General features: G+C 63.1%; 20 protein-coding genes and 1 pseudogene. 4 read left to right on the top strand and 17 right to left on the bottom strand.

The genetic code is table 11. The features are described 5' to 3' along the window. The first annotated feature begins 90 nt into the window (after positions 1-90). Both pepN and FJ492_RS11800 read left to right on the top strand, forming a co-directional pair. The gene (gene pepN / locus FJ492_RS11805; protein ID WP_140769961.1) at positions 91-2,736 is read left to right on the top strand and encodes an aminopeptidase N; all 2,646 of its coding nucleotides are present in this window, start codon (positions 91-93) and stop codon (positions 2,734-2,736) included. Positions 2,737-2,942: 206 nt separating this feature from the next. Beyond that, positions 2,943-5,264 carry a PAS domain-containing sensor histidine kinase gene (locus tag FJ492_RS11800; protein WP_140769959.1) on the top strand — a complete coding sequence of 774 codons (2,322 nt, stop codon included), beginning with the start codon at positions 2,943-2,945 and terminating at the stop codon, positions 5,262-5,264. A 44-nt stretch (positions 5,265-5,308) separates the two neighbouring features. Here FJ492_RS11800 and FJ492_RS11795 read toward each other — a convergent pair whose 3' ends face one another. The 4 genes from FJ492_RS11795 to FJ492_RS11780 are packed head-to-tail and all read right to left on the bottom strand — an operon-like array spanning position 5,309 to position 10,952. Then, positions 5,309-5,782, bottom strand: coding sequence for a hypothetical protein (locus FJ492_RS11795; protein WP_140746751.1), 474 nt, complete (start codon positions 5,780-5,782; stop codon positions 5,309-5,311). A 48-nt stretch (positions 5,783-5,830) separates the two neighbouring features. Continuing rightward, positions 5,831-8,788 (bottom strand): bifunctional [glutamine synthetase] adenylyltransferase/[glutamine synthetase]-adenylyl-L-tyrosine phosphorylase, encoded by a 2,958-nt coding sequence (locus FJ492_RS11790; protein WP_140769957.1) that lies wholly within the window; start codon positions 8,786-8,788, stop codon positions 5,831-5,833. Continuing rightward, positions 8,788-10,269: an ATP-binding protein gene (locus FJ492_RS11785; protein WP_140769955.1), complete on the bottom strand. Its 1,482-nt coding sequence runs from the start codon at positions 10,267-10,269 to the stop codon at positions 8,788-8,790. Before FJ492_RS11785 ends, FJ492_RS11790 begins: the two co-directional genes overlap by 1 nt. A gap of 8 nt (positions 10,270-10,277) precedes the next feature. Beyond that, positions 10,278-10,952 carry a response regulator transcription factor gene (locus FJ492_RS11780; RefSeq protein ID WP_023771592.1) on the bottom strand — a complete coding sequence of 225 codons (675 nt, stop codon included), beginning with the start codon at positions 10,950-10,952 and terminating at the stop codon, positions 10,278-10,280. 154 nt (positions 10,953-11,106) lie between these two features. Between FJ492_RS11780 and FJ492_RS29470 the strand changes: the two genes are divergently transcribed. Beyond that, the gene (locus FJ492_RS29470; RefSeq protein ID WP_281408163.1) at positions 11,107-11,235 is read left to right on the top strand and encodes a hypothetical protein; all 129 of its coding nucleotides are present in this window, start codon (positions 11,107-11,109) and stop codon (positions 11,233-11,235) included. Between the two features lie 70 nt (positions 11,236-11,305). Here the strand turns inward: FJ492_RS29470 and FJ492_RS11775 are convergent, their stop codons facing one another. The 10 genes from FJ492_RS11775 to FJ492_RS11730 form a co-directional block, all read right to left on the bottom strand. Beyond that, a complete protein-coding gene (locus FJ492_RS11775) occupies positions 11,306-12,862 on the bottom strand; it encodes a Do family serine endopeptidase (RefSeq protein WP_140506059.1) in 1,557 nt (518 codons plus the stop codon). 131 nt (positions 12,863-12,993) lie between these two features. Continuing rightward, entirely contained in the window at positions 12,994-13,461 is a 468-nt protein-coding gene (locus FJ492_RS11770) for a cytochrome c-type biogenesis protein (RefSeq protein ID WP_140506060.1), read from the bottom strand. Then, positions 13,458-15,443 (bottom strand): heme lyase CcmF/NrfE family subunit, encoded by a 1,986-nt coding sequence (locus tag FJ492_RS11765; protein ID WP_140769953.1) that lies wholly within the window; start codon positions 15,441-15,443, stop codon positions 13,458-13,460. Before FJ492_RS11765 ends, FJ492_RS11770 begins: the two co-directional genes overlap by 4 nt. 32 nt (positions 15,444-15,475) lie before the next feature. After that, the gene (gene ccmE / locus FJ492_RS11760; RefSeq protein WP_140506064.1) at positions 15,476-15,919 is read right to left on the bottom strand and encodes a cytochrome c maturation protein CcmE; all 444 of its coding nucleotides are present in this window, start codon (positions 15,917-15,919) and stop codon (positions 15,476-15,478) included. Between the two features lie 8 nt (positions 15,920-15,927). Then, on the bottom strand, positions 15,928-17,064 hold the full coding sequence (gene ccmI, locus FJ492_RS11755) for a c-type cytochrome biogenesis protein CcmI (RefSeq protein WP_140769951.1): 1,137 nt from the start codon (positions 17,062-17,064) through the stop codon (positions 15,928-15,930). 124 nt (positions 17,065-17,188) lie between these two features. Continuing rightward, entirely contained in the window at positions 17,189-17,629 is a 441-nt protein-coding gene (locus FJ492_RS11750; protein WP_140506068.1) for a hypothetical protein, read from the bottom strand. A 184-nt stretch (positions 17,630-17,813) separates the two neighbouring features. Next, positions 17,814-19,247 carry an ATP-binding protein gene (locus FJ492_RS11745; protein ID WP_140769935.1) on the bottom strand — a complete coding sequence of 478 codons (1,434 nt, stop codon included), beginning with the start codon at positions 19,245-19,247 and terminating at the stop codon, positions 17,814-17,816. Continuing rightward, positions 19,231-19,896, bottom strand: a complete 666-nt coding sequence (locus FJ492_RS11740) for a response regulator transcription factor (protein WP_140506070.1) — start codon at positions 19,894-19,896, stop codon at positions 19,231-19,233. Before FJ492_RS11740 ends, FJ492_RS11745 begins: the two co-directional genes overlap by 17 nt. An 86-nt stretch (positions 19,897-19,982) precedes the next feature. Beyond that, positions 19,983-20,282 (bottom strand): hypothetical protein, encoded by a 300-nt coding sequence (locus FJ492_RS11735; RefSeq protein WP_027143934.1) that lies wholly within the window; start codon positions 20,280-20,282, stop codon positions 19,983-19,985. Positions 20,283-20,452: 170 nt separating this feature from the next. Beyond that, positions 20,453-20,860: a DUF3168 domain-containing protein gene (locus FJ492_RS11730; RefSeq protein ID WP_027143935.1), complete on the bottom strand. Its 408-nt coding sequence runs from the start codon at positions 20,858-20,860 to the stop codon at positions 20,453-20,455. A 308-nt stretch (positions 20,861-21,168) separates the two neighbouring features. On the opposite strand from FJ492_RS11730, the pseudogene FJ492_RS11725 reads away from it, so the two are divergent. Continuing rightward, positions 21,169-21,956, top strand: a pseudogene (locus FJ492_RS11725) (fumarylacetoacetate hydrolase family protein). Here FJ492_RS11725 and FJ492_RS11720 read toward each other — a convergent pair. Genes FJ492_RS11720 through FJ492_RS11710 form a run of 3 tightly spaced genes read right to left on the bottom strand, consistent with a single transcriptional unit; the run spans position 21,953 to position 24,727 of the window. Further along, on the bottom strand, positions 21,953-22,759 hold the full coding sequence (locus FJ492_RS11720; RefSeq protein ID WP_140506075.1) for an ABC transporter permease: 807 nt from the start codon (positions 22,757-22,759) through the stop codon (positions 21,953-21,955). The pseudogene FJ492_RS11725 and the gene FJ492_RS11720 sit on opposite strands and share 4 nt — an antisense overlap. Further along, positions 22,759-23,592, bottom strand: coding sequence for an ABC transporter permease (locus FJ492_RS11715; protein WP_140769933.1), 834 nt, complete (start codon positions 23,590-23,592; stop codon positions 22,759-22,761). The genes FJ492_RS11720 and FJ492_RS11715 overlap by 1 nt, the downstream gene beginning before the upstream one ends. Positions 23,593-23,614: 22 nt before the next feature. Further along, positions 23,615-24,727, bottom strand: a complete 1,113-nt coding sequence (locus FJ492_RS11710) for an ABC transporter substrate-binding protein (RefSeq protein WP_140717178.1) — start codon at positions 24,725-24,727, stop codon at positions 23,615-23,617. Positions 24,728-24,778 lie beyond the last annotated feature (51 nt).

The following is a 24,778-nucleotide window of genomic DNA, read 5'->3' as shown; positions in this document are numbered from 1 at the left end:
GGTGTGTTTCGTGTAAAGAGCGCGGACTTTGAATTTTTTGGACCAGCCAAAACATGTCCGGTCCCCGGAAAAGACAGGAAAAGCCAGGGAATGCGCACCGACACAGGCCAGGTCTTCAAACTCGAGGACTATCGCCCCAGCGACTACCTCATTCCGGAAACCAACCTTGACTTCCGTCTTTCGCCACAGGCCACCGTCGTCACCGCGATACTGACCGTAGAGCGCCGCGAGGGGATATCGAAATCGGCTCCGCTGGTGCTCGACGGCGATGGGTTGACGCTCAAGCGCGTCGAGATCGACGGCAAGACGGTGAGACCGGCTGATCTGCTGGCGAGCCCGGACCAACTGACCCTGCTCAAGCCGCCGGCCGCAAGTCGTTTCCAACTGCGGATCGAAACCGAACTGGCGCCGGCCAGCAATGAGGCTCTTATGGGCCTTTACCGTTCGAATAACGTCTACTGTACGCAGTGCGAGGCGGAGGGCTTTCGCCGCATCACCTACTTCCTCGACCGCCCCGATATCCTGTCCGTCTACACGGTGCGGATCGAGGCGCGGCGCGACGAGGCGCCGCTGCTCCTGTCCAACGGCAATCCGGTCGAAAACGGCGATCTCGCCGATGGCTGGCACTACGCCAGCTGGCACGACCCCTTCCCCAAGCCGTCCTACCTGTTCGCGCTGGTGGCCGGGAATCTCGGGCAGGTCGCCGACAGTTTCATGACCATGTCCGGGCGCAAAGTCGAGCTCGGTATCTATGTCGAGCCCGGCAAGGAGGCGCTCGCCGGCTACGCGATGGACGCGCTGAAGCGGTCCATGCGATGGGACGAGGAGGCGTTTGGCCGCGAGTACGACCTCGACGTCTTCAACATCGTCGCCGTGTCTGACTTCAACATGGGCGCGATGGAGAACAAGGGCCTCAACATCTTCAACGACAAATACGTGCTGGCCGACCAGGAGACGGCGACCGACGCCGATTTCGCCAATATAGAGGCGATCATCGCGCATGAGTATTTCCACAATTGGACAGGCAATAGAATCACTTGCCGCGACTGGTTCCAGCTTTGCCTGAAGGAAGGGCTGACGGTCTTCCGCGATCATGAATTCTCCGCCGACCAGCGCTCGCGCGCGGTCAAGCGCATCGCCGAAGTGCGCACGCTGCGTGCCCACCAGTTTCCCGAGGACCAGGGACCGCTGGCGCACCCGGTGCGGCCGCGCCGCTACCGCGAGATCAACAATTTCTATACGGCGACGGTCTACGAAAAGGGCTCCGAAGTGGTGCGCATGATCCGCACCATTCTCGGGGCCGAGGTCTTTCGCGCCGGCATGGACCTCTATTTCGAACGCCACGACGGCGAAGCCGCGACCATCGAGGACTTCATCAAAGTGTTCGAGGAGGCGTCCGGCCGCGACCTTTCGCAATTCGCGCTCTGGTATCACCAGGCTGGTACACCCAACCTGACGGTGAGTTCGACGCACAATCCGGCCGCACAGGAATTCACGCTCGAGATCGAGCAGTCGGTGCCGCCGACACCGTCGGAAAGCCGCAAGCGGCTGATGCATATCCCGCTCGCCTTCGGCCTGATCGGCGCCGGCGGCAAGCCGGTTCGATATAGCGGCGTCGAGGGCGCCAGCGTCGAGGACGGCGTCATCCATATCCGCAAGCGCCGCCACACGGTGCGTTTTTCTGGCGTTGCCGAACGACCGGCGGTGTCACTCAACCGCGGCTTTTCGGCACCGGTGACGCTATCGGTCGAGCAGAAGGCTGCCGACCAGTTCTTCCTCGCCCGCCATGACAGCGACGCCTTCTCGCGCTGGCAGGCCTTCAACACGCTGCTCACCGATGCGCTGATCGCTGCCTTCCGCCAGATCCTCGGCGGCAAGCAGCCGGACTTCGCCCCACGGCTGACCGAGCTTGCCGGCAGCATCGCCAGCGACGAGACACTGGAGCCGGCCTATCGGGCCCTTGCCCTGGCGCTGCCTGGCGACGCCGACATCGCGCGTGACATCGGTAAGAACATCGATCCCGACGCCATCCATACCGCCCGCCACGCGCTTGCGCTGGCGATCGGCACGGCCAATGGCGAGGCATTTTCCGGCCTCTACGACAGCCTTGCAGACAAGAACGCCTTCAGCCCCGACGCGGCGAGCGCGGGACGACGCGCCTTGCGCAACATTCTGTTGGATTATCTCTCGCTGCTGCCTGGCGGGGCGGCATTGGTGGCCGGGCATTTCCAGTGCGCGACCAACATGACCGACCGCGCGGCCGCATTGGCCGTTCTCGCGCATCGTCACCACGGATCGCCAGAGGCGAAAAAGGCGCTGGCGGCTTTCGAAAAGACATATGCATCCGACCCGCTGGTCATGGACAAATGGTTCCAGATCCAGGCCAGCGTGCCGGGGCCGCAGGCTGTCGACACGGTTCGGTCCCTGACCGCTCATCCGGGGTTTTCGATGGGCAACCCGAACCGGGTGCGCTCGCTGATCGGCACATTCTCAAGCGCCAACCAGACCGGCTTCCATCGCCCCGACGGCGAAGGTTACCGTTTCTTAGCGCAGACGGTGCTCGAGGTCGAAAAGCGCAACCCGCAAGTGGCGGCTAGGCTGGCGACGGCGCTCAGGTCCTGGCGTTCTCTCGAACCGGGCCGGCAAGCCAAGGCCAGGGAAGCGCTGGTTTCGATCGCCAATACCGAAAACCTGTCGGCGGACCTGCGCGACATTGTCGAGCGCACACTGGCATAGGCGTCCCCTGCCTTGTCCGGTACGAGAGAAGGCCAAGCCGCCTCACCGCCAAAGTCCGGTATTTTAGTCGATTTTTAATCTTTTTTCGCCGGAGCACTGGACAAGGCGAATCACCTTTGATTCTTTAATGGCGATTCGGAAGTGCGGTGTTGCCGGATCACCAGCACATAGAAATGTGGCATACTGGAAATCGGGGAGTGCCATTTATGGCGAAGGCGGACGCGTGGGGCGCGCCCGGAGGGATAGCTTTTGCGCGTCGCGAGACGCGCAGCGACGGCCTTGCCGGGAATACGCGGCTCATCGCCGAACCAGCCTACAAGCGTCTTCTGGCGGCTGAACCGCTTTTGCGCCGGTCGATACCAGCCCTCATCGTCATCTTCCTCCTCGTCATCGCGGCGTTGCGCGTGCTCTCGCTCATGAACGAGCGCGACGACATCGAGCGCGATGCCAAGGCGATCCTGACGCTGGGCGCCGCGCAGCTCGCCAGCTCGCTCGCCACGACATCGGACACGCTGCCGGGCGCCACCCAGGACCTGCTGGAGACCACCAGCCGCCAAGGCGCGATGGGCCGCAGCCATGTGCTCGTCATCACCGACAGTGCCTTCAAGATCACCGCGGTGACACCACGTTCTGTGCCCTGGCAAGGCCATTCGCTCGACGGCCTCGTCCAGGGCGGCCAACCCCTGTTCATGTTCGGCGATCGCGCCGGTGTCATGGAGGTCAACATCGGCGGTGAGGACTGGTACGCGGCGGTCAGCCTGTCCAAGGACAGGAAGGGAGCCGCCGCGGCTCTGGTGCCGCAGGAAGCGGTCTTCGACACGTGGCGCAAGACCGTCTCGCTCAACGTCACCCTGTTCGTGCTGACGGCCGGCGTGCTGATCATCATCCTGTATGCCTATTTCGGACAGGCGGCGCGCGCGCAGGCTGCCGACCGCATCTATCTCGAAGCGCATCAGCGTGTCGACATGGCGCTGGTTCGCGGCCGCTGCGGCCTGTGGGACTGGGACATGGTGCGCGGCAAGATGTACTGGTCGCGCTCGATGTACGACATGCTCGGCTACGAACCCTGCGAGACGATGCTGTCGTTCGGCGAGGTCGACGAGATCATTCATCCCGAGGACGGCGACCTGTTCGAGCTCGCCAACAGGATCGTCGCACGCGAGATCGATCACATCGACCAGGTGTTCCGGATGCGGCATGCCGATGGCCAGTGGGTGTGGATGCGCGCCCGGGCCCAAGTCATGGATCCGGAAGCGCCGGAGATCCAGCTGATCGGCATCGCGGTCGACGTCACCGAGCAACGGCATCTGGCGCTGCGCTCCGAAGCGGCCGATCTTCGCCTCAGGACCGCGATCGAAAATATCAATGAATCCTTCGTGTTGTGGGATTCGGCTCAGAACCTGATCATGTGCAATTCCAAATACCAGCAGGACAACGGGCTCTCGGATCGCGACGTGATGCCAGGTGTGACGCGCGTGTCGCTGGAAGAGCGGATGCTGGCCTTTGCTTCGGAGCGCCGGCTTGCCAACACCAATGGCCCGCAGGGCGGCGCCACGTTCGAGCGGCAGCTGTCCGACGGCCGCTGGCTGCAGGTCAACGAACTCAGGACCAGGGACGGTGGCATCGTCTCGGTCGGGTCCGACATCACCCAGATCAAGCTGCATCAGGAAAAGCTGGTCGACAGCGAGCGCCGGCTGATGGCGACGATCCATGATCTCAGCCTCGCACGGCGGGCCGAAGAGGAACGGTCGCGCGAACTGGTCGACCTCAACCGCAAATACATGAAGGAAACCGAGCGCGCCGAAGCGGCGAACCGGGCCAAATCCGAATTCCTGGCCAACATGTCGCATGAACTGCGCACGCCGCTCAATGCCATCATTGGCTTCTCCGAACTGATGGAACAAAGGCTGTTCGGCCCGCTGGGGTCGGAGCGCTACGAGGAGTACGCCACCGACATCAACAGCAGCGGCAAATACCTGCTCGGCGTCATCAATGACATTCTCGATATGTCCAAGATCGAGGCCGGCCAGTTCTCGCTGGACCAGGAACAGATCGATCTCGGTCCGCTGATCAGCGAAACCGTGCGTGTCGTGTCGCTGCAGGCGGCGCAGAAGGCGATCACCGTGGAAACGCGTATCGCCGACGCGCTGACGCTGTTCGCCGATCGCCGGGCGATCAAGCAGATCGTCATCAACCTCCTGTCCAACGCGGTGAAATTCACCGGCCAAGGCGGCCACATATCGGTCAGGGCCCGCAACACGTCAGGCGCGCTGGTGCTGACGATCGAGGACAATGGCTGCGGTATCCCGAAGGAAGCGCTCGGCAAGCTCGGGCGCCCCTTCGAGCAGGTGCAGAACCAGTTTTCCAAGAACCATGCCGGCTCCGGACTTGGCCTTGCCATTTCCCGCTCGCTGGCCGAGTTGCAAGGCGGCGCACTGAAGATCCGTTCCACCGAAGGCGTCGGCACGATCGTGTCAGTGCGCATTCCGGTGAAGAAGGCTCCGCCTGCGGTCAAAGCCGCGGCCTGAGCGGCAGGCTCCGGCTGACGGCCCGGAGCCTGCGTCAGCCAGCCTCACTGCATGCCGTTTTCGTCGTCGCCTCCTTGACGATGACGGCCAAAGCGCCCGCTCTTCGGCAGCTCGCGGTTCTCGATCTTTCCGTCATTGTTCTTGTCGAGTATCGCGAAAAGCTTCTTTTCGCGGCCGCTGATGTCATCTGATGTCAGCGTGCCGTCGCCCTTGCTGTCGTAATGGGCGATGATGCGCCTTGCCATACGTTCGAAGCGCGCCTTCTCCAGTGCGTCGGCGAGTTGAGCGACAGTCAGTTTGCCGCCATTGTCAGCCACGAGCTTCTTGAGCCGCGCGTCCATGACATCGGAGAACTGGTCGAAGGTGATAGTGCCGTTATTGTCCTTCATCGCCTTGTCGAGCCGCATCATGGTGCGCTCACGCATGGTTGCGCTGTCGACATTCTCGGCATAGGCGCCGCCGCCGACAGCTCCGGCCAGGGCGATGAAGGCAATTGCGAGCTTGGTTGTCTTTCTCATGGTTTTCTCCTGTTGCATCGTCACCCCCGATGCGGCCGAGCTCGTTGATCACGAAGCCCCGGCACGAAGCAAAAGGTCGAAATCCTTCCTGACCTTTTGCGACGTCTCCTTGAGGTGTGCCTCCAGCACACCGAAATCCGGCAGGTCGGTGACCGCCAGAAGCAGATCCGAAAGCCCCGGCGGAACGTCGTCACGTTCGAAAGGTCCGGTAAGGCACAGCCGCGTCATCTGGGTCAGCGCCAGATAGAGGGCGTAAGCATCGCCAAGGTCCTGCCTGATCACGGCATTGGCGAAATGTGGCGTCAGGCGAGACAGTATCTCGGCCGTACCGGTGGCGCGCGGCCCGGCCTCGACCTGCGCGGTGATGACAGCCACCTGGGCGATGAATTCGAGATCGATCAGACCACCCGGGATCAGCTTGATGTCCCAGAGGTCGCGTGGCGCCTTCTCCTGCTCGATCATGGCACGCATGTCCGACGCCTCCGCCCTCACCTTCGCCGCATCGCGCGGCTGGCTGAGCAACGCGACAACTTCCGCCTCGACCTCGCCGCACAGGCTGGGGTCACCAGCAATCGGCCGCGCCCGCGACAGGGCCATGTGCTCCCAGGTCCAAGCCTCCTGGCGCTGGTATTTCTTGAAGGCATCGATGTGGGTGGCGACCGGTCCCTTATTGCCGGACGGCCGCAAACGCAGGTCGAGCTCGTAGAGCACCCCTTCCGCCGTCGGCGCCGATACAGCCGATATCAGCCGCTGCGTCATGCGGGTGTAGTAATGCGAAGGCGCCAGCGGTTTTTCACCGTCGGAGTCCTCGGCATCCGCATCGTGGTCGTAAAGCAGAATAAGATCGACATCCGATCCGGCGGTCAATTCGCGGCTGCCGAGCTTGCCCATGCCGAGCAGCGAAACCACGCCACCGGCGATCGTGCCGTGGCGCACCGCGAATTCTGCGGTCACCGCTTGCAACGCAGCCGCGATGGTCAGGTCCGCCAGATCGGAGAAAGCGCGGCCGGCGCGGGCCGGATCGATCGAACCCGCGAGCAGCCTCACACCGATCAGGAATTTCTGCTCGGAAGCAAATATGCGCAGCCGGTCGAGCACGTCCTCATAGGCCCTGTCGCCTTCGAGGAAGGCCGACAGTCGCGCCGAGAGATAGACGCGGTCGGGAAGCTCGGTCAGCAATGCCGGGTCGAGCAAGCCGTCGAAGACATGCGGCCGGCGGGTGATGATTGCCGCCAGCCGGGGTGCTGCGCCCATGATCGTCGCCATCAGCCTGAGCAATGCGGGGTTCGACTGCAACAAAGAGAACAACTGAATGCCGGCCGGCAGGCCGGCGAGGAATTCGTCGAAACGGACCAGCGCCTCATCGGCCCGGCGCGTCTGGCCAAAGGCCTTGAGCAGTGCCGGTGTCAGTTCCGTCAGCCGCTCGCGAGCCTCCGCCGACCGGGTGACACGATAGCGCCCGAAATGCCAGCCGCGGATGACGCGGCAGATATCGCTTGGCCTCTGAAAACCGAGGCCGTGCAAGGTCCGCAGCGTGTCCGGGTCGTCGACGTCACCGGTGAAGACCAGGTTGCCGATGCCGGCCGAAAGCTCGGGTGCTGTTTCGAACAGCGCGGCATAGTGGCGCTCGACCTGCTGCAGCGAGGCACGGAACGCCCCGGCAAACACGACCGCGTCGGCAAAGCCCAGCATGCGGGCGATGCGCTCCAGCCCTTCATCGTCTTCCGGCAGCGTGTGCGTCTGCTCGTCGGCCACCATCTGGATAGCGTGTTCGACGCGACGCAGGAACCAGTACTGGCGGGCGAGCGCGTCACGCGCATCTGATGTGATCCAGCCCCGAGCCGCGAGCTGACCGAGCATCGGCACGGTTTCGCGGCCGCGCAGCTCCGGGAAGCGGCCGCCGGCGATGAGCTGCTGGGTCTGAACGAAGAACTCGATCTCGCGGATGCCGCCGCGCCCAAGCTTGACATTGTGCCCCTTCACGGCGATCTCGCCATGCCCCTTATGGGCATGAATCTGGCGCTTGATCGAATGGACGTCGGCAATAGCCGCGTAGTCCATGTATTTGCGCCAGATATAGGGCTGGAGTTCCTTGAGAAAGGCATCGCCAGCGGCGAGATCGCCGGCCACCGGGCGCGCCTTGATCATCGCGGCGCGTTCCCAGTTCTGGCCGCGCGCTTCGTAGTAGCGTAGCGCTGCTTCAACGGGGATCGCGAGCGGCGTCGAGCCGGGATCCGGACGCAGCCGCAGATCGGTGCGGAAGACATAGCCGTGCTCGGTGCGATCCTGCAGGATGCGTACCAGCCGCCGCGTCAGGCGTGAAAACAGATCGGTGGCGTCGAGTGGATCGACCACGGCGGGCGCTTCCGGATCGAAGAACACGACGAGGTCGATATCGGAGGAGAAATTCAGCTCATGCGCGCCGAGCTTGCCCATGCCGAGCAGGATCCAGCCCGATTGATGCGACGGACTGAGGTCGGGCAGTTTGAGCTTGCCCTGGCCATGCGCGTCACGCAGCAGGAAATCGACGGCCGCACGGGTGCAGGCGTCGGCGAGATCGCTCAACCGCCTTACAGTCAGCGAGGTTTCAGCCTCGCCCGAAAGATCGGCGAGTGCGATCAGGAAATGCGCCTCGGCCTTATGCCGGCGCAGCTCCATCATCAGGCCGGATTCCGAGACCATTTCCGCCAGCGGCGCCTGGTCGATCGCGGCGGTGATCGCCTTCAGGCGGGTCTCGACCGGCAAGTCGAAGAGGCCGTCCAGGATTTGCGGCCGGCGGCGCGCCGTATCGCGCAGGAACGGCGAAAGGTCAAAGACGGCGGCCAGGAAATCCTGCGCCGTCCCCTTGCCGGCCAGGAATTTGGCCGCCCGCGTCAACCCTTCTTCGCGCGCTGCGTCCGCGATTTCGGACAGCTCCTGCCGTGCCCGGCCCTCGTCGAGCGGAGCAAGCGGGGTTTCCAGGCTCACCAACCAGTCTGTCTTGCTCCGCTTGGCAATGGCAGCCATTAGTGATCCTCCCGCGCGGGGAAACTCATGACCACGGATAGTCCCGGATTGCCAGGCAACAGGTCAAGCCGGCCGTAGTGGAATGTCATGACCGCCTTGGCAAGACTGAGGCCAAGGCCGGAACCGGGCTGCGAACGGCTCTTCTCCAGCCGTACGAACCGTTCGGTCGCCCGGGCGCGATCGGCTTCGTCGGGAATGCCCTGGCCGTTGTCGGCGACGGAAAGCCTGATCTCGCCATGCGTGCGTTCGAGCGCCACACGGACCGCCGGCTTGGATGTGGAATCGGTTGAGTACTTGATCGCATTGTCGACGATGTTGGAAAGCGCCTGGCCGATCAGTTCGCGGTTGCCGTCAACGACAAAAGCATCGTTCACCTCGGCGTCCAGCGCAACGCCAGCCTCCTCGGCCACGGGCTCGTAGAGTTCGACCACGTCACGCACGGCCGCCGCCAAATCGACGCGGCTAGTGTGCTCGGAAGAATACCCAGCCTCCAGCCGGGAGATCATCAGGATGGCGTTGAAGGTTTTTATCAGCTGGTCGGACTCGGCTATGGTGCCTTCCAGCGCCTGCCGATAGTCCGATGTTTTCTGCTTGCCGGAAAGCGTCGCTTCGGCCCGGTTGCGCAGCCGGGTCAGCGGCGTCTTCAGATCATGCGCGATGTTGTCGGATACCTGCTTCAGGCCTTCGTTGAGCGTGGAGATCCTGGCCAGCATGACATTGAGGTTTTCCGATAGCCGGTCGAACTCGTCACCGGCGCCGGTCACCGGCAACCGGCCGCTGAGATCACCGCCCATAATGCGCCGGCTTGCCTCGGAAACCCCGTCGATACGCTTCAATGCCGCGCGACCAACAAAGAACCAGATCAGGATGCCGCCCACCCCCATCATGCCGAGCGCCAGCACCAGCGAACGGCGTATGACGGCACGGAACCGCTCCGGTTCGCCGAGATCGCGGCCGACCAGCATGATCATCTGGTTCGGCAGCCGCAGCACCAGGGCAATGGCGTTGTGACCCTTTTCGCCTTCGGCCTGCGGCGGCGCATTATCGCCAGTTGAAGGAGGCGTCGCCTGGTCCGACGTTCCGCTGCGCAGACGATCAAGCTCACCCTCGCCGAAACGCTTGTAGGAGAACGGCTCGGTCGTCCAGCCCTCGGTGTCGATCACACCAGGTTCAAGACTCTGCACATTGCCTGTCAGGATCTGGCCGTTGGCATCGGCGATCAGATAGAGGTTGGCGCCGGGCTGGCGCGAGCGGGCCTCTACCACGCGGACCAATACCGGCAGGCCTCCGCGCTGATAGGCGCGGGCAAGGCCGAGCACTTCGTCGTTGATGGTCTCCTGCGTCTGCGCGGTCAACATGCGCGCCGAGAGCGAAGTCATGTAGAGGACGAGCAGCACCGCGCAGAGTGCGAAGAGCAGGAGATACAGCGCCGAAAGCCGTGCGGCCGTCGTCTTCATGATGGCGGGCACGGAAAGCGCCATGCTGCCGCCTAGCCGCCCTTCAGCATGTAGCCGGCGCCGCGAACCGTGTGCAGGATGGGCTTGTCGAAACCCTTTTCGATCTTGCCGCGCAGCCGCGAGACGTGGACATCGATGACATTGGTCTGCGGATCGAAATGATAATCCCAGACATTTTCGAGCAGCATGGTGCGCGTCACCACCTGGCCGGCATGGCGCATAAGATATTCGAGCAGACGGAATTCGCGTGGCTGCAGCGTGATCTCGCGCGCCGCCCGGCGGACAGAATGCGACAACCTGTCGAGTTCAAGGTCGCCAACCCGGTAGACGGTCTCGGCCTCCTTGGCGCTGGCGCGTCGGTTCAGCACCTCGACGCGCGCCAGAAGTTCGGAAAAGGCATAGGGCTTGGTGAGATAGTCGTCGCCGCCGGCGCGTAGGCCGGTGACCCGGTCATCGACCTCGCCCAGCGCCGACAGGATGAGCACCGGCGTCGTGTTGCCCCTGGAGCGGAGAGCGGCAATGACCGATAGGCCGTCGCGGCGCGGCATCATCCGATCGATGACCATCACGTCATAATCACCCGCATCGGCAAGCGCGAAGCCGGTCTCGCCGTCACCCGCGACATGCGCGGTATGACCCGCTTCCGTGAAGGCTTTCTGCAGATAATCCGCAGCCTCGCGATCGTCTTCTATGACGAGAATCTTCATAGGGCCGTTATACGCGATTTCGCTGGAAGGTTGAGTAGCAGGCATCTGCATTTTAGCCTTTGCCAAAGCACATCGCGATCAAGAGGATCGAGAGCGCGCGCGATAAAACCTTTGTTCCGTGGCGTCGTTACGCCGGACATGCCGGTTCCCGGTCATGTCGGTACCCGCAACCACCGAACCAATCGGCTTCGGGCACGAGGGCGTGATGGGCAGTCATATACGGGCGCGGCAGCAGGCGATGGGAAGCCCGCTGCCGCTGAAGAAGAGCGCGATGACTGACTAACGGGCTCTCCTTCTTGCTTTCCCATGCGGCGACTCGGGGGTGTTGAAACCGCCGCATTGGAAAAGTCGTCTCAGCCCTTGGCCACCGGCAGCGCGACGAAGCGGTTGTTGTCGTCGCGGGAGATCTGCATCAGCACCGACTTGCGTCCGGATTTGACCGCATCGGCCATGGCCTTGGTGACGTCTTCGGTGCCGTTGACCTCCGCCGAGTTGACCGCGGTGATGACGTCGCCCGGCTGGATGCCGCGATCGGCGGCGGCGCTGTCTGGGTCGACGTCGGTCACCACCAGACCCTTGCCGTTTTCGGACTTGGTGACGGTGAGGCCGAGATCGGCCAGCGTGTCCGGCTTTGCCGGAGCGGCGGGTTGCTGCTGCTGGTCGCCCGACGCCTGCTTGTCGCTGGCGGGCAGCTTGCCGAGATCGACCTTGACCGTCTGGCCCTTGCCGTCACGCCACACGGTGACGTCAACCGACTTGCCCGGCGAATAGGCGCCGATCAGGCGGGCGAGTTCCTTCGGCGAGGCAACGTCCTTGCCATCGACCTGGGTGATGACATCACCTGCGGTAATGCCGGCCTTCTTGCCGGGGCCATCATCCTGGGCGCTCGAAACAAGGGCGCCATTGTTGGACTTCAGACCGAGCGATTCGGCGATGTCGGAGGTGACCGGCTGGATTTCGACACCGAGCCAGCCGCGCTGGACCGCGCCATTCTTCATCAGGTCTCCGACGACCTGCTTGGCGGTCGAGGCAGGAATGTCGAAGGCGATGCCGACGCTGCCGCCCGAGGGCGAGAAGATGGCGGTGTTGATGCCGACCACCTGGCCGTTGAGATTGAAGGTCGGGCCGCCCGAATTGCCGCGGTTGACCGAGGCATCGATCTGGAGGAAATCGTCATAGGGGCCGGCGCCGATATCGCGGCCGCGCGCCGAAACGATGCCGGCGGTAACGGTGCCGCCGAGGCCGAACGGGTTGCCGACAGCCACGACCCAGTCGCCGACGCGAACCTTGGAATCGTCGGCGAAGTCGACATAGGTGAATTTGCCGCCGCCATCGACCTTGAGCACGGCGAGATCGGTGCGCGGATCGGTGCCGACCAGCTTGGCGTCGAGTTCCTTGCCGTCATTGGTCACCACGGTGAAGGCGGTGCCTTCTTCGACGACGTGGTTGTTGGTGACGAGATAACCGTCTTCGGAAATGAAGAAGCCGGAGCCCTGCGCCACCGGGCGCGGCTGATCGTTGTTGCGGTCGCGGTGGCCGAAGCGGCGGTGACCTTCGTCGTTCTGACCACCCTGGTCCTGGTCACCAAAGCCACGGAATTCCTTGAAGAAGCGGCGCAGCTGCGGATTGTTGGGAAGATTGTCGAAACCGCCCTGATCGTCGGAACCGTCATCGGCTGTCGGTTGCAGCTTGGCCTTGACCTTGACACTGACCACGGCTGGCGAAACGCGCTCAACGACATCGGCGAAGCTCGGGACCTGCGGAGCCTCGACACGCACGGCGTCAGCCAGAACGGGGCTGGTTCCACTGGTCAGCGCGCCAAATCCGATCGCGCCGGCGACAGCGACGGACGCGACGGCAGCCAGAAGACGCTTGCGGGTGAGGGAATATGAATTGGGGGCAATATTCATGGATCTCTTATCCTCTTTCAAACGGACGCGCCTTGATCGGCATCCTCAAGAAACGAGAATTAGAGCGGCGCACATTACGACGCCATTTCCGGCACATGAAACTTTGGTAATGTTAGCGCGCGACTGGGCTGTCAGTCGCGGTGCAGGATCGCGTCCAATGCCGCCTGCTCGTCGGCTGACAGGGATTTCGTCGCCAGCGTCCGGTGCGATCGCGCGCTTAGAGCGATAAATACGCCTCCCACCAGCAGCAACAGAACCGGCGTGCCCCACAGCAACGCGTTGCGCAGGTCGAAACGCGGCTTCAGCAGCACGAACTCGCCGTAGCGGGAAACCACATAATCCATCACCTGCTGGTCGGTATCGCCGGCAACAAGGCGTTGTCGCACCAGGATACGCAGGTCGCGAGCAAGGTCGGCGTCGGATTCGTCGATCGACTGATTCTGGCAGACCATGCAGCGCAAGCCTTCCGACAGTGCCCGCGCCCGCGCCTCGAGTGCCGTGTCGGCCAGCATCTCGTCGGGCTTCACCGCCAGCGCCGTGCCGACGAAGAGCAACGCCAGCAGCAGGACAATCGATGTCAGTGAAAACCTCGCCCTCATGGCAGGACCGCCGGCGCCACCGCCTGCTTGCGACGGCGCGATGGCGCGCCGACACGCAGGCGTCTGTCCATCAGCGACATGGCCGCACCCGCCATCATCACCAGGCCGCCGCCCCAGATCAGCGTCACCAGCGGCTTCCACCACAGACGCACCACGACCGAGCCGTCCTTGCCCTCGTCGCCGAGCGAAAGGTAGAGCTGGGAGAGGCCGATGGTCTTGATGCCGGACTCCGTCGTCGTCATCTGTCGCACGGGATAGAAACGCTTGGCGGAGCTGATTTCGCCGATTGGGCTGCCGCTGACGCCGATCAGCTCGAAGCGGCCGCGATCCTCGCTGTAGTTCGGTCCCTGCGCGGGGTAGAGCCCGACGAAACGCACCGTGCGGCCGGAGATTTCGACGATTTCACCGGCATGCATGGACAGTATCTTCTCCGTGCCGAAGCAGAGCGTGCCGACGATGCCGAGCACGGTCAGGCCGAGGCCAAGATGCGCGAAAGCGGTCCCGAAGACCGAGCGCGGCAAACCAACCAGGCGCCTGACCATGATCGGCGCGGCGGCATTGCCTAACCCCGCCTTGACGGCGAGGTCGGTCAGCGCGCCAAGGATCAGCCAGACGGCAAGGCCGACGCCAAGCGCGGCAAGCACCGAAGCGCCGTCGATGAACAAGGCCGTGACCAGTGTTGCCAGAAGGGCGGCCGCAAATGCCACCATCAGACGCTGCGCGACGCCAAAGACATCGCCGCGTTTCCAGGCCAGCAGCGGCCCAAAGGGAACCATCACCAGCAGCGGCACCATGAGCGGGGCGAAGGTGAGGTTAAAGAACGGCGCTCCGACCGAAATCTTGTCGGCCGAAAAAGCCTCGACCGCCAACGGATAGAGCGTGCCGACCAGCACGGTGGCGGTCGCCGTGGTCAGGAACAGATTGTTGACGACGAGCGCCCCTTCGCGCGAAATCGGATGGAACAGGCCGCCTGCCATCAATTTCGAGGCGCGCAGCGCAAACAGTGCCAGCGAGCCGCCGATGAACAACGTCAGGATGCACAGGATGAAGACGCCGCGCGTAGGATCGGTGGCAAAGGCGTGGACGGAAGTCAGGACGCCCGAACGCACCAGGAAGGTGCCAAGCAGCGACAGCGAGAAGGTCAAAATGGCAAGCAGCAGCGTCCAGATCTTCAACGCTGAGCGCTTTTCCATGACGATGGCCGAATGCAGCAGCGCGGTGCCCGCCAGCCACGGCATGAAGGAAGCGTTTTCGACCGGATCCCAGAACCAGAAACCGCCCCAGCCGAGCTCGTAATAGGCCCAGTACGATCCCATCGCGATGCCGCCGGTCAGAAACATCCAGGCGACCAGCGTCCATGGCCGCACCCAGCGCGCCCAGGAGGCATCGATGCGCCCCTCGATGAGGGCCGCGACCGAGAAGGAAAAGCAGATCGAGAAGCCGACATAGCCGAGATAAAGCAGCGGCGGATGAATGGCGAGGCCAAGATCCTGCAGGATCGGGTTGAGATCACGGCCTTCGATGGGCGCCGGATTGAGCCGGATGAAAGGATTGGACGTCGCCAGGATGAACAGGAAAAAGGTAGCGCCAATGGCGCCCTGCACCGCAAGGACGTTGGCACGCAGCGTCGCCGGCAGGTTGGAGCCGAAAGCGGCGACAAGCGCGCCGAAGAAGGTCAGGATCAGCACCCAGAGCAGCATCGAGCCCTCATGGTTGCCCCAGGTTCCGGTGATCTTGTAGATCAGCGGCTGCAGCGAATGCGAGTTCTCCCAGACGGTCGCCAGCGAGAAATCGGAGCTTGCATAAGCGCTCGCAAGTGCGGCGAAGGACAGCGCCGTCAGGGCAAAACCGGTCACCGCGACCGGACCGCCGACTGCCATCAGGCGCTGGTTATTCAGCCGCGCGCCAAACAGCGGCACGACGGTCTGCACCAGCGAAAGCGCGAACGCCAGAACCAGGGCGAAATGTCCGGTTTCAACCATTCCCGCTACTCACCCTTGCTCTCCCGCCAGAGTTACTCACTCTTGCTCTCCTGCCAGACACCCTTGGCCTTCAGCCCGTCGGCAACTTCCTTGGGCATGTAGCGCTCATCATGCTTGGCCAACACGCTGTCGGCGACAAAGACACCGTCGGTGCCGAAGGTGCCCTCGGTGATGACACCCTGCTCTTCGCGGAAAAGATCGGGCAGGATGCCGGTATAGGTAACCTTGACCGATTTGTGGGTATCGGTGACCGAAAAGGCAACCGTCGCGCCCTGGCCACGCTGGATAGTGCCTTTTTCGACCAAACCGCCGAGCCTGATGCGCTGGCCGGGCTGCACACTGGCCGAGGTCAGATCGGCCGGCATGTAGAAATAGGACGCCTTCTGGCCAAGCGCGTAGAAGGTCAGGCCGGTGGCGGCGGCGAGGAAAGCCAAGCCGCCCACAATCACCGACAATCGTTTCTGCTTGCGCGTCATGTCAAGTTCTACTCCGTCGCCGTCAAGCCGAGCGAGGCGGCAAAGGCGGTGAATTTCCTGGCTTCGTCACTGTCGGCCCCAAAGACCGCAATGGCGCGGCCCAGCGCATCGCGTGCCTGATCGGTCTTGCCCAGCACGACATAGGAACGAACCAGCCGCATCCATCCTTCCGGGTCGCGCGGATTTTGACGAAGTTTGTCGTCGAGGCCGGCGACCATGGTGTTGATCATGGCCTCCCTGTCCTGCGGCGACATGGATGCCGCATCGACACCGGCGGCATCAGGGCCTTTCGCGGTCGCGCCGGGAGCGACTTCGGGGCCGCCGGATTTGGCCAATGCCTGTTCGACTGCGCCGCGCCATGGCGAATCCGGCGGCAGCGTACCAAGCATCGCCTGCCAGGCCGCGGCCGCTTCCTTGCCGCGGCCCTCCTGCGCCAACGCCATGGCCAGATAGAAGCTGGCTTTCGCATTGGCCGGGTCAAGCTTCAAGGCCGCCTCGAAGGCATCCTGGGCATCGGCCGAAACAATACCGCCCGCGGCACCGGCGATCGCCTCGCCGAGGCCGGCCTGGCGGATGGCGCTGTCGCCGTCGAGGCGTATGGCGTTGCGGTAGGCCGCCGCGGCGTCGGCAAAGCGCTGCATGCGCAGATAGACCGGCGCCAGCACGTCCCAGCCTCTCCCATCGGAAGGATTGGCAGCAAGATGGGCTTCGGCGCGCGCTACCAGCTCATCGACCGAACTGTCGGCGGGGTTCTTGGCCAGCCGGTCGCTGAGCGGCTGCGACGGCAGGTCAGGCGAGCCGATCTGGCTGTAGAGCCCCCAACTGACCAACGGCACCGCCAGCACGGCGACGGTCGCAACAAGTCGTGCCGTGACCGATGCCGACCTGCCGGACGTCTCGCCGGCCGGATCAGCATTGCCCAGGCGAAGGATGCGGCGGGCGATCTCGGCGCGCGCCTCGGCCGCTTCAGCGGGCCCGATCAGGCCACGTGCGGCGTCGCGGTCGAGTTCGGCCAATTGGTCGCGATAGACTTCCAGATCGTGATCGCCGCTCGATGGCGCGCCCTTGGAGGCCCCGGCCAGCGGCAAAAGCACCGCCAGGCTGGCGCCCAGCGTGAGAATTGCGGCTATGACCCAGAACAGCATGGTTCTTCCAATAACGGCAGAGCCCTGCCCTGCCAACACAGGCATCCTGCGACGCTTTGACGGCAGGCACGCCGAATGTCCTTGATCGACATCAACTGGCCGGATCGCAACCGGACCCGGTTGGCTAGGTCAATGGCGTCCAACTGCCGTCGGCATTGCGGCAGGCCGTTCCGTGCGCCGTGACACTGGCGCTGCCGGTGAATACCGTCTGCGTGTACTGGCGGCAATCCTGCGAACCAACGCGGTAAGGCTGGGCTGGAACCACCTCGCCATGGCGCGACGCCTGATCGCCCTTCCACGCCACCTTCTGGCCGCTCGTCGTATATTCAAGCGCCTTGTATTCGGCCTCGAGCGCGCTGCGCTTTTCGGTATCGTTCAGGCCATTGCCGATCGACCCGCCAATGAGACCACCGCCCATGGCGGAAATGATGGACTTGGTGACAACCTTGCCGCTGGCCGGAGGCGTCGAGGCCGGTGTCGCCGGCACGGTCGGGCCCTTGCCGCTCAAGGTGGTGCAGCCCGATACGGCCAGCAAGGCGGAAACAAGCGCGACGCGAATCTTCATGCCAACAACCGGTATTCCTGAGTTGGAGCCTGCCATGGATGCGCGGGGAGCATCATCTGAGAAGTGGGCGTGGCCATAGTGTTGATATTTGCCGGAAATTTGGCCGCCGCCGGCCAGTCCGAGGTCAATCGATATGCCGCCATAGCATGGGCCGCCCGTCGGTGTCGATTGGCCTGGGGAATCGTCACTGAAGGCTCCGCAATCGCACCACTGCCTTTAATCCACCCATGCCGGACCGTTCCAGCACCAGCCCGCCTCCATATTCGTTGACGAGGTCGGCGACGATGGCGAGGCCCAGACCCGTTCCAGGCTTTGTCTCGTCCAGGCGGCGTCCACGCTTCATGGCTTCGCGCGCCTTGTCTTCGGGAATGCCAGGGCCGTCGTCGTCGATGCTGATCTCGAACAGGCTGTCATCGCTGCTGGCCAAGGGCGCAACCGTAACCGACACCGCGCTCTTTGCCCACTTCATCGCATTTTCGAGAAGGTTGCCAAGCAGTTCCTCGAGGTCCTCGCGTTCGCCGGCAAAGATGAGCTCGGCCGCGGGCAACGACAGCGACAGACTGGTCTGCGGGTTGAGCTTCTGCAAAACGCGCACCATGCGCTGCACCAGCGGTGCCACCGGCGTGCGGTAGACGACGCTGTCGCGCTGCGCCGCGACGCGGGCGCGCTGCAAATAATGGTCGATCTGCTTTTGCATGGACGCGGCCTGCTCGGCGATCAACTGTCCCTTGGCGCCGCCAAGCGCCCGGCCCTCGTTGAGCAGAACGGCAAGCGGTGTCTTCAGCGAATGGGCGAGATTGCCGACCTGGGTCCGCGATCGCTCGACAATGCGTTTGTTGTTTTCAATCAACGCGTTGGTTTCGTTGGCTAATGGTTCGATCTCGGCCGGGAAGCGGCCGTCGAGCCTCTGCGCGGTGCCCTCGCGCACCATGGCAAGTGCGTTCCGGACCCTGCGCAGCGGCTGCAGCCCGAGCAGGATGGCGATGGCGTTGATGGCGATCATGCCAATGCCGAACAGGCTGAGATAGGTCAGCAAACGGCGCTGGAAGGTTCCTATTTCCTGCTCCAGCTCGGTCTTGTTGCCCATGACGCGGAAGCGCGCGGCGCGGTTCTTCGCATCGAGAACGAATTCGCTCTCGAACACGACCAGTTCCTCGCCATTAATGCCTTGCGCGGCATAGCTGCGCTGGAAATTGGCGTTGAAGGGAACATCCGCCACGTCGGGCGACGGGATGGTCCGGGTCATGGACGAAGAATGAAGATCGCCATGCACGCCTTCCGAGGCGGGCTCGACGGACCAGTACCAGCCCGAATTCGGTTCCGAGAAACGGAGGTCGCCAAGATCGGGGGAACCGGTCAGCGCACCGCTGTCGGAAATGCCGATGGAGCCGATCAGGTTGAACAAATGCGCTGACAGCAGGCTATCGAAGCCTCGCTCGCTGGCCTGGCGGTAGAGCGTGGTGATCAGGGTGAAGATGACGACCAGGGTCAGGATCGCCCACACAGTGGAGAAGGCGATAACGCGGAACGTCAGCGAGCGCGGCCAAGCGCGCAGCGAAAGCCGTCTGCCCAGAGTCCGGTTGGTATGGAGCGGTTCCGCCTTACGCCTCCGGCTCACGCATGCGGTAGCCCATGCCGCGCACGGTTTCGATCATGTCTATGCCCATCTTCTTGCGCAGCCGCCCGACAAAGACCTCGATGGTATTGGAGTCGCGATCGAAATCCTGGTCATAGAGATGCTCGACCAGTTCGGTGCGCGAAACGACCTCGCCCATGTGGTGCATCAGATAGGCAAGCAGCCGGAATTCGTGCGAGGTCAATTTCAGCGGCATGCCGGCGACATCGGCCTTCGAAGCCTTGGTGTCGAGACGCAGCGGCCCGCAGGTCAGTTCCGACGAGGCGTGGCCGGCGGCGCGGCGGATCAGGGCCCTGACCCGCGCCAGCACCTCCTCGATGTGGAACGGCTTGGTGACGTAGTCGTCGGCACCGGCATCGATGCCGGACACCTTGTCGCTCCAGCGGTCACGCGCGGTCAGGATCAGCACCGGCATCTTGCGGCCGCCGCGACGCCAGCGCTCGACCACGCTGATGCCGTCCATCTGCGGCAGGCCGATGTCGAGGACGACGGCATCGTAAGGCTCTGTGTCGCCGAGGAAATGGCCTTCCTCGCCGTCGAAGGCACGGTCGACGACATAGCCGGCATCGATCAGCGCATCCGAAATCTGGCGGTTGAGATCCTTGTCATCCTCGACAACGAGTACGCGCATGCGGGGACCAATGCCTGTTGAGGTTTCAGATATAGGCCGATTCCGCCGGCCTGGGAAACGGAGCCCTGTAGGAAGGGAAGACTGCGTCAGTTCTGTGGAACGACGATTTCGGAGCGGCGCGGACGCTGCCCGTCCTTGCCGGGCACGAGCACGACGATGACGCAGACCGGCTGGCCGCCACGCGTCGACGCCGAGGCCTTGGCTAGTGTTCCGCCATTCTGCTGGGCCACCTGCTGACCGATCGCATAGCAGTCGGATGCGGCCAGGACGATCGGGCTGGGCTGGTCGGGCGCGATCACCGGTATCGCCATTGCCTGCGACGCAAACAGCCCGGCGGCACCAAGCGCCAGGGTCGCGGTTCGGAAATGGGAGCGAAGCGTTTTCATGACCGGCGTTCTAACGCGTCGGTGCTGAACGTGAAATGAACGGTGAACGGCCCTGAAACCATGCTCGCCACACCCCTGCAACGCGAGACAGACAATCTGGATTTCACCGCCCCACCAGTGAAACCCGCGAAAACCAGTTTAGACTCCGTTTCGGTGAGATTGAAAGCGCGTCAGGCGTTTTCCTGCGTCAGCGCTCGGAATCGCAGCAGACCATGATGGACAAGCAGTTCCTCATCATAACGCGCCTCGCTGAATTCCAGCGACAGCCGCGTCTGGCCACGCGGGCCGATCACCAGCACCGCGTCGGCAAGGCGTGCTTCGATGGCAGCCATGATGGCAAGCGTTTCGGCTTCACCATGGGCCTTCGACCAGACATGCAGCGTGATCAGTTGGTCATCGTTGTTCTCAGCGCCAGTATGCCAGTCGAAGGCCGAGGTCTGTCCTGAAGTCACATAGGGAAAGGCGACGTTGTCGGTTGGCCGCTCGAGCAGTCCGGCGCCGCCCAGCAGCGCCGACAGCGAAGCATCGCTTTTCAACCTGAGGAACAGGGCCTGCTGCAAATCACCGGGCGCGGTCATCGTCCATTTCCTCAAGCCGTTGCGCGACTGGCAATGCTTTCCCAAAGCCTGTCCGTGTCCGCATCCCTTCGCAGATATAGCGGTTCGCCACGCAAAGACGATGGCGATTCGTCATCGGAATGATGAACGCCTATGATCTCGAAAATACGACTTGCCGACAATCTCGTCAGCCGGCGCGGTAGAGCCTCGCAAATGAATCATGAGCGTGGTCACGTGGTCTTGCCATATATAGGCTGGTGCCTACGATGGAATGTTCCTTGCAGGCGTGGCCGGACAGAGGGCATGTTCCCGATTTTCGGGAGTTGACCATGCTCGATCCAGAAAAGGCCAGGGCCGCGTCGCATCTGCTGGTAAGTCATTGGGACAAGGGCACCCATCTCGCCACCATACCTGAGGAGCTGCGGCCGAAGACGCGGGCCGAAGGCTATGCCATCCAGGCCCATGTCATGGATCGTTCGGCGGCCCCGCTTTTCGGCTGGAAGATCGCGGCAACCAGCCTTGCCGGTCAAAGGCATATCAATGTCGACGGCCCTATGGCCGGGCGCCTGCTGGCAGAGAAAGCGGTCGAGGTTGGCGGCACCGTCTCGCTGGCGACAAGCAAGATGCGGGTCGCCGAGGTCGAATTCGCTTTCCGATTCGGCCGCCAGGTCCCACCTCGCCCGGCACCTTATGAAATCGCTGAAGTGATGGATGCCGTGGCGACCTTGCACCCGGCAATCGAAATACCGGATTCACGCTATGACGATTTCTGCGCCGTCGGCGCGCCGCAGCTGATAGCGGACAATGCCTGCGCCAATCTCTTTGTCATCGGCCAGCCCACGCAAGACGAATGGCGCGACGTGAATCTCGCGGAGTACCCGGTGACCGGTCTTGTTTCGGGCAAGTCGCGGCACGACGGAACCGGCGCGGCTGTCCTCGGCGATCCCCGTATTGCGCTCACATGGCTGGTCAATGAGCTGTCGGGTCTCGGTATAGCGCTTCAGCCGGGCCAGGTGGTGATCACCGGCACTTGCTTGACGCCGATAGCGTCGAGGCCGGTGACGAAGTGATCGGCGATCTGGGCAGGTTTGGCAAAGTCTCGGTGCGGTTTGTCTAATGCTCGCCGCGCTGCCTGACCGCGAGGCTCCTCACCGCCAGAACCAGCACCGTGATGATGATCAAAATCACCGAAAGCGCCGCGATCGCCGGGTCGATGTTGTCGCGCAGGCCCATCCACATCAGGCGCGGCAGCGTGATGGCATTGACCGAGGTGATGAACAGGGTGACGCCGATCTCTTCCCAGGAGAGCACGAAGGAGAGCAGTGCCGCGGTGACGATGCCGAACTTGATGTTAGGCATGATGATGCGCGTGGCGCGTTCCCCCACGCTTGCGCCAAGGCCGCGCGCGGCAAGGTCGATGCGGCGGTCGAGCTGGCTGAGCGAGACCAGGATCAGCACGGTCGCGAACGGCACCGTCATCACCGAATGCGCCATGGCAACGCCGAGCCAGGTGTCGTAGCCGAAGAAGGAACTGACGCCGGAGATCGAGGTGAGCAGGAAGTAGAGCGTGATCGCCGAAACCACGGGTGGCACCACCATCGGCAAAAGCACAAAGCCGACCAGGGCTGCCGTAAAGCGCGGCTGGAACATCCATACACCAAGGCTGAAACAAAGCGCCAGTACAGTTGAAATGGCGCTGCTGACAATGCCGATGCGGATCGAAAGCAGAATCGACTGGAGCCAGCGCGGATCCTCAATCAACGACCGATAATGGCGCAGCGACAATTCACCCGTCGGCATCGCCAGCATGCGGCTAGGCGTCAGCGATACCGGAATGACGGCGAGCAGCGGCATAAGCAGGAACAGCGCCACCAGGGCGGCGATAACCAGCGAGACAGGACCGGGGCGATAAGTCGGCATCAGATAAGCTGCTTCGGTCTGACATAACGGAACAAGAGCGCCATCAGCGCGCCGACGAACAGCACCAGCACTACGCTGATCGCAGCTCCCAGCCCCCAGTCCGGGCTCTGGAATATCCTGAGATAGATCAGCTCGGCGATCATGACGCTGCGGCCGCCACCGAGAATCGCCGGCGTTACGAAGAAGCCGAGCGAGAAGACGAACACGATCATCGCGGAGCCGATAATACCGGAGCGCGTCATCGGCACGAACACCGTCCAGAAGGTGCGCATGCGGCTGGAGCCGAGGCCGCGCGCTGCCAGCAGCACACGGTCGTCCAGGCTGCGCATGGCCGAAGCCAGCGGAAAGACGGCGAACGGAATGAGGAAATGGGTCATACCGACAATGACGCCGAACTCGTTGCGCACCAAAGTCAGCGGTTCGGAGATGAAACCGATCGACTGCAGCCAGGTGTTGATCAGGCCGCGATTGGACAGCAGCGCCACCCAGCCGAAGGCTCGCGTCAGCACCGAGATCCAGAACGGCACCAGGATACAGAATTCGGCGACGAGGCGCTGCGCCGGGCTGCCGCGCACCCAGACCCCCGTGATGGCATAGGCGGCGGCGACTGACACAACTGTGACAATGGCGGCGATGCGCAGCGTGCGGATGAACACCGACTGCACCAGATCGTCGGTGAGCAACGCCTTGTATTGGCCAAGCCCGGGCGTCGGCAAGGTGAAGCTCCACTTCACCACGCCGAGAAACGGCCAGGCATAGGCAAGGCTGAGAAACAGGAGCAGCGGCGCCATCAACAGCGCCGCGCCCATCCTGTCGGAGAGAACGCCTCTCATGTCAGTTCAGCATCGCCGCCGATCAGGCGGAGATGATCTTGGTGTATTCGTCGAGTGCCGCACCGTAGTTCTTCGCGTACCAATCCATGTCGAGTGCGATCTGCTTCTTCATGTTCTCGGGATCGACGGGGTTGATGCGCCTCTTGTCGGCAGGGATCAGCGAATCGGCCGCCGGATTGGCCGGACCCTGGCCGAGCTTGTCGAACATCACCAACTGCTTTTCCGGATCCTGTGCGCTGGCGATGAACTTCATCGCAGCATCCTTGCCGCCGGGGTTGTTCTTGAGCACGGCCAGCGCGCCGGGCGAGATCAGGCCCTGGTCCCAGATGAACTTGATCTTGCCGCCGGAATCCTGCTCGATCAACGAGGCGCGCGTCGACCAGACGATCGCCATCGAGGCTTCGCCATTGAGCAGCACGCTCTGGCTCTCGGCGCCGCCGCCCCAATAGGCGACGACGTTTTCCTTGAAGGCTGATATCTTGTCGTGCGCCCGCTTCAAGTCGAGCGGATAGAGCGAAGCCGGCGCGATACCGTCGGCCAGAAGGGCCGCTTCCCAGCTCGAGACGCCCCATTTGTAGAGGGAACGCTTGCCCGGGAATTTCTTCACATCGAAGAAATCGGCCATGCCGGTCGGTGCATCCTTGCCGTATTTCTCGGAATCGTAGGCGATGACATAGGAGAAGAAATAGGTCGAGGCGGCATAGTCCCAGCCGAAGCCCGGCCGCATCTTCTTCTTGTCGACGATGTTGTAGTCGATCGGCTCGAGCATGCCTTGCGCGCCGAGCGTAATGGCCGAGAACGGGTCGACGTCGACCAGGTCCCAGGTCGGGGCGCCGCTTTTAAACTGCGCGGCGATCGCGCCTTCGGTCGGGCCCGAGCCGTCCATCTTGACGGTGATGCCGGTTTCCTTGGTGAAAGCCTGGCCATAGGCCGCGTCATAGGCCGTGATGGCGTCGCCGCCCCAGTTGACCAGCACAAGTTCCTTCGCAGCGGCGAATGCGCCGCTCGAACGCAGCAGCATTGGCGTGCCAGCGAGCACGAGCGCCGCCAACTGTGTGAACTGGCGGCGCGAAATCTCGCCGCGTCTCGTCCTTTCGGACAGCGTTTCGATGGCCTGTTTTTTGGTGTCGTTCATGTTCATGTCAGTTCCCCTTTGTTTTTGTTGATTTTAATTACGGAAGCCGGT

Source organism: Mesorhizobium sp. B2-5-4 (assembly GCF_006441095.1).
Lineage (GTDB): Bacteria > Pseudomonadota > Alphaproteobacteria > Rhizobiales > Rhizobiaceae > Mesorhizobium > Mesorhizobium salmacidum.
This window is presented reverse-complemented; position numbering and strand designations above follow the sequence as displayed.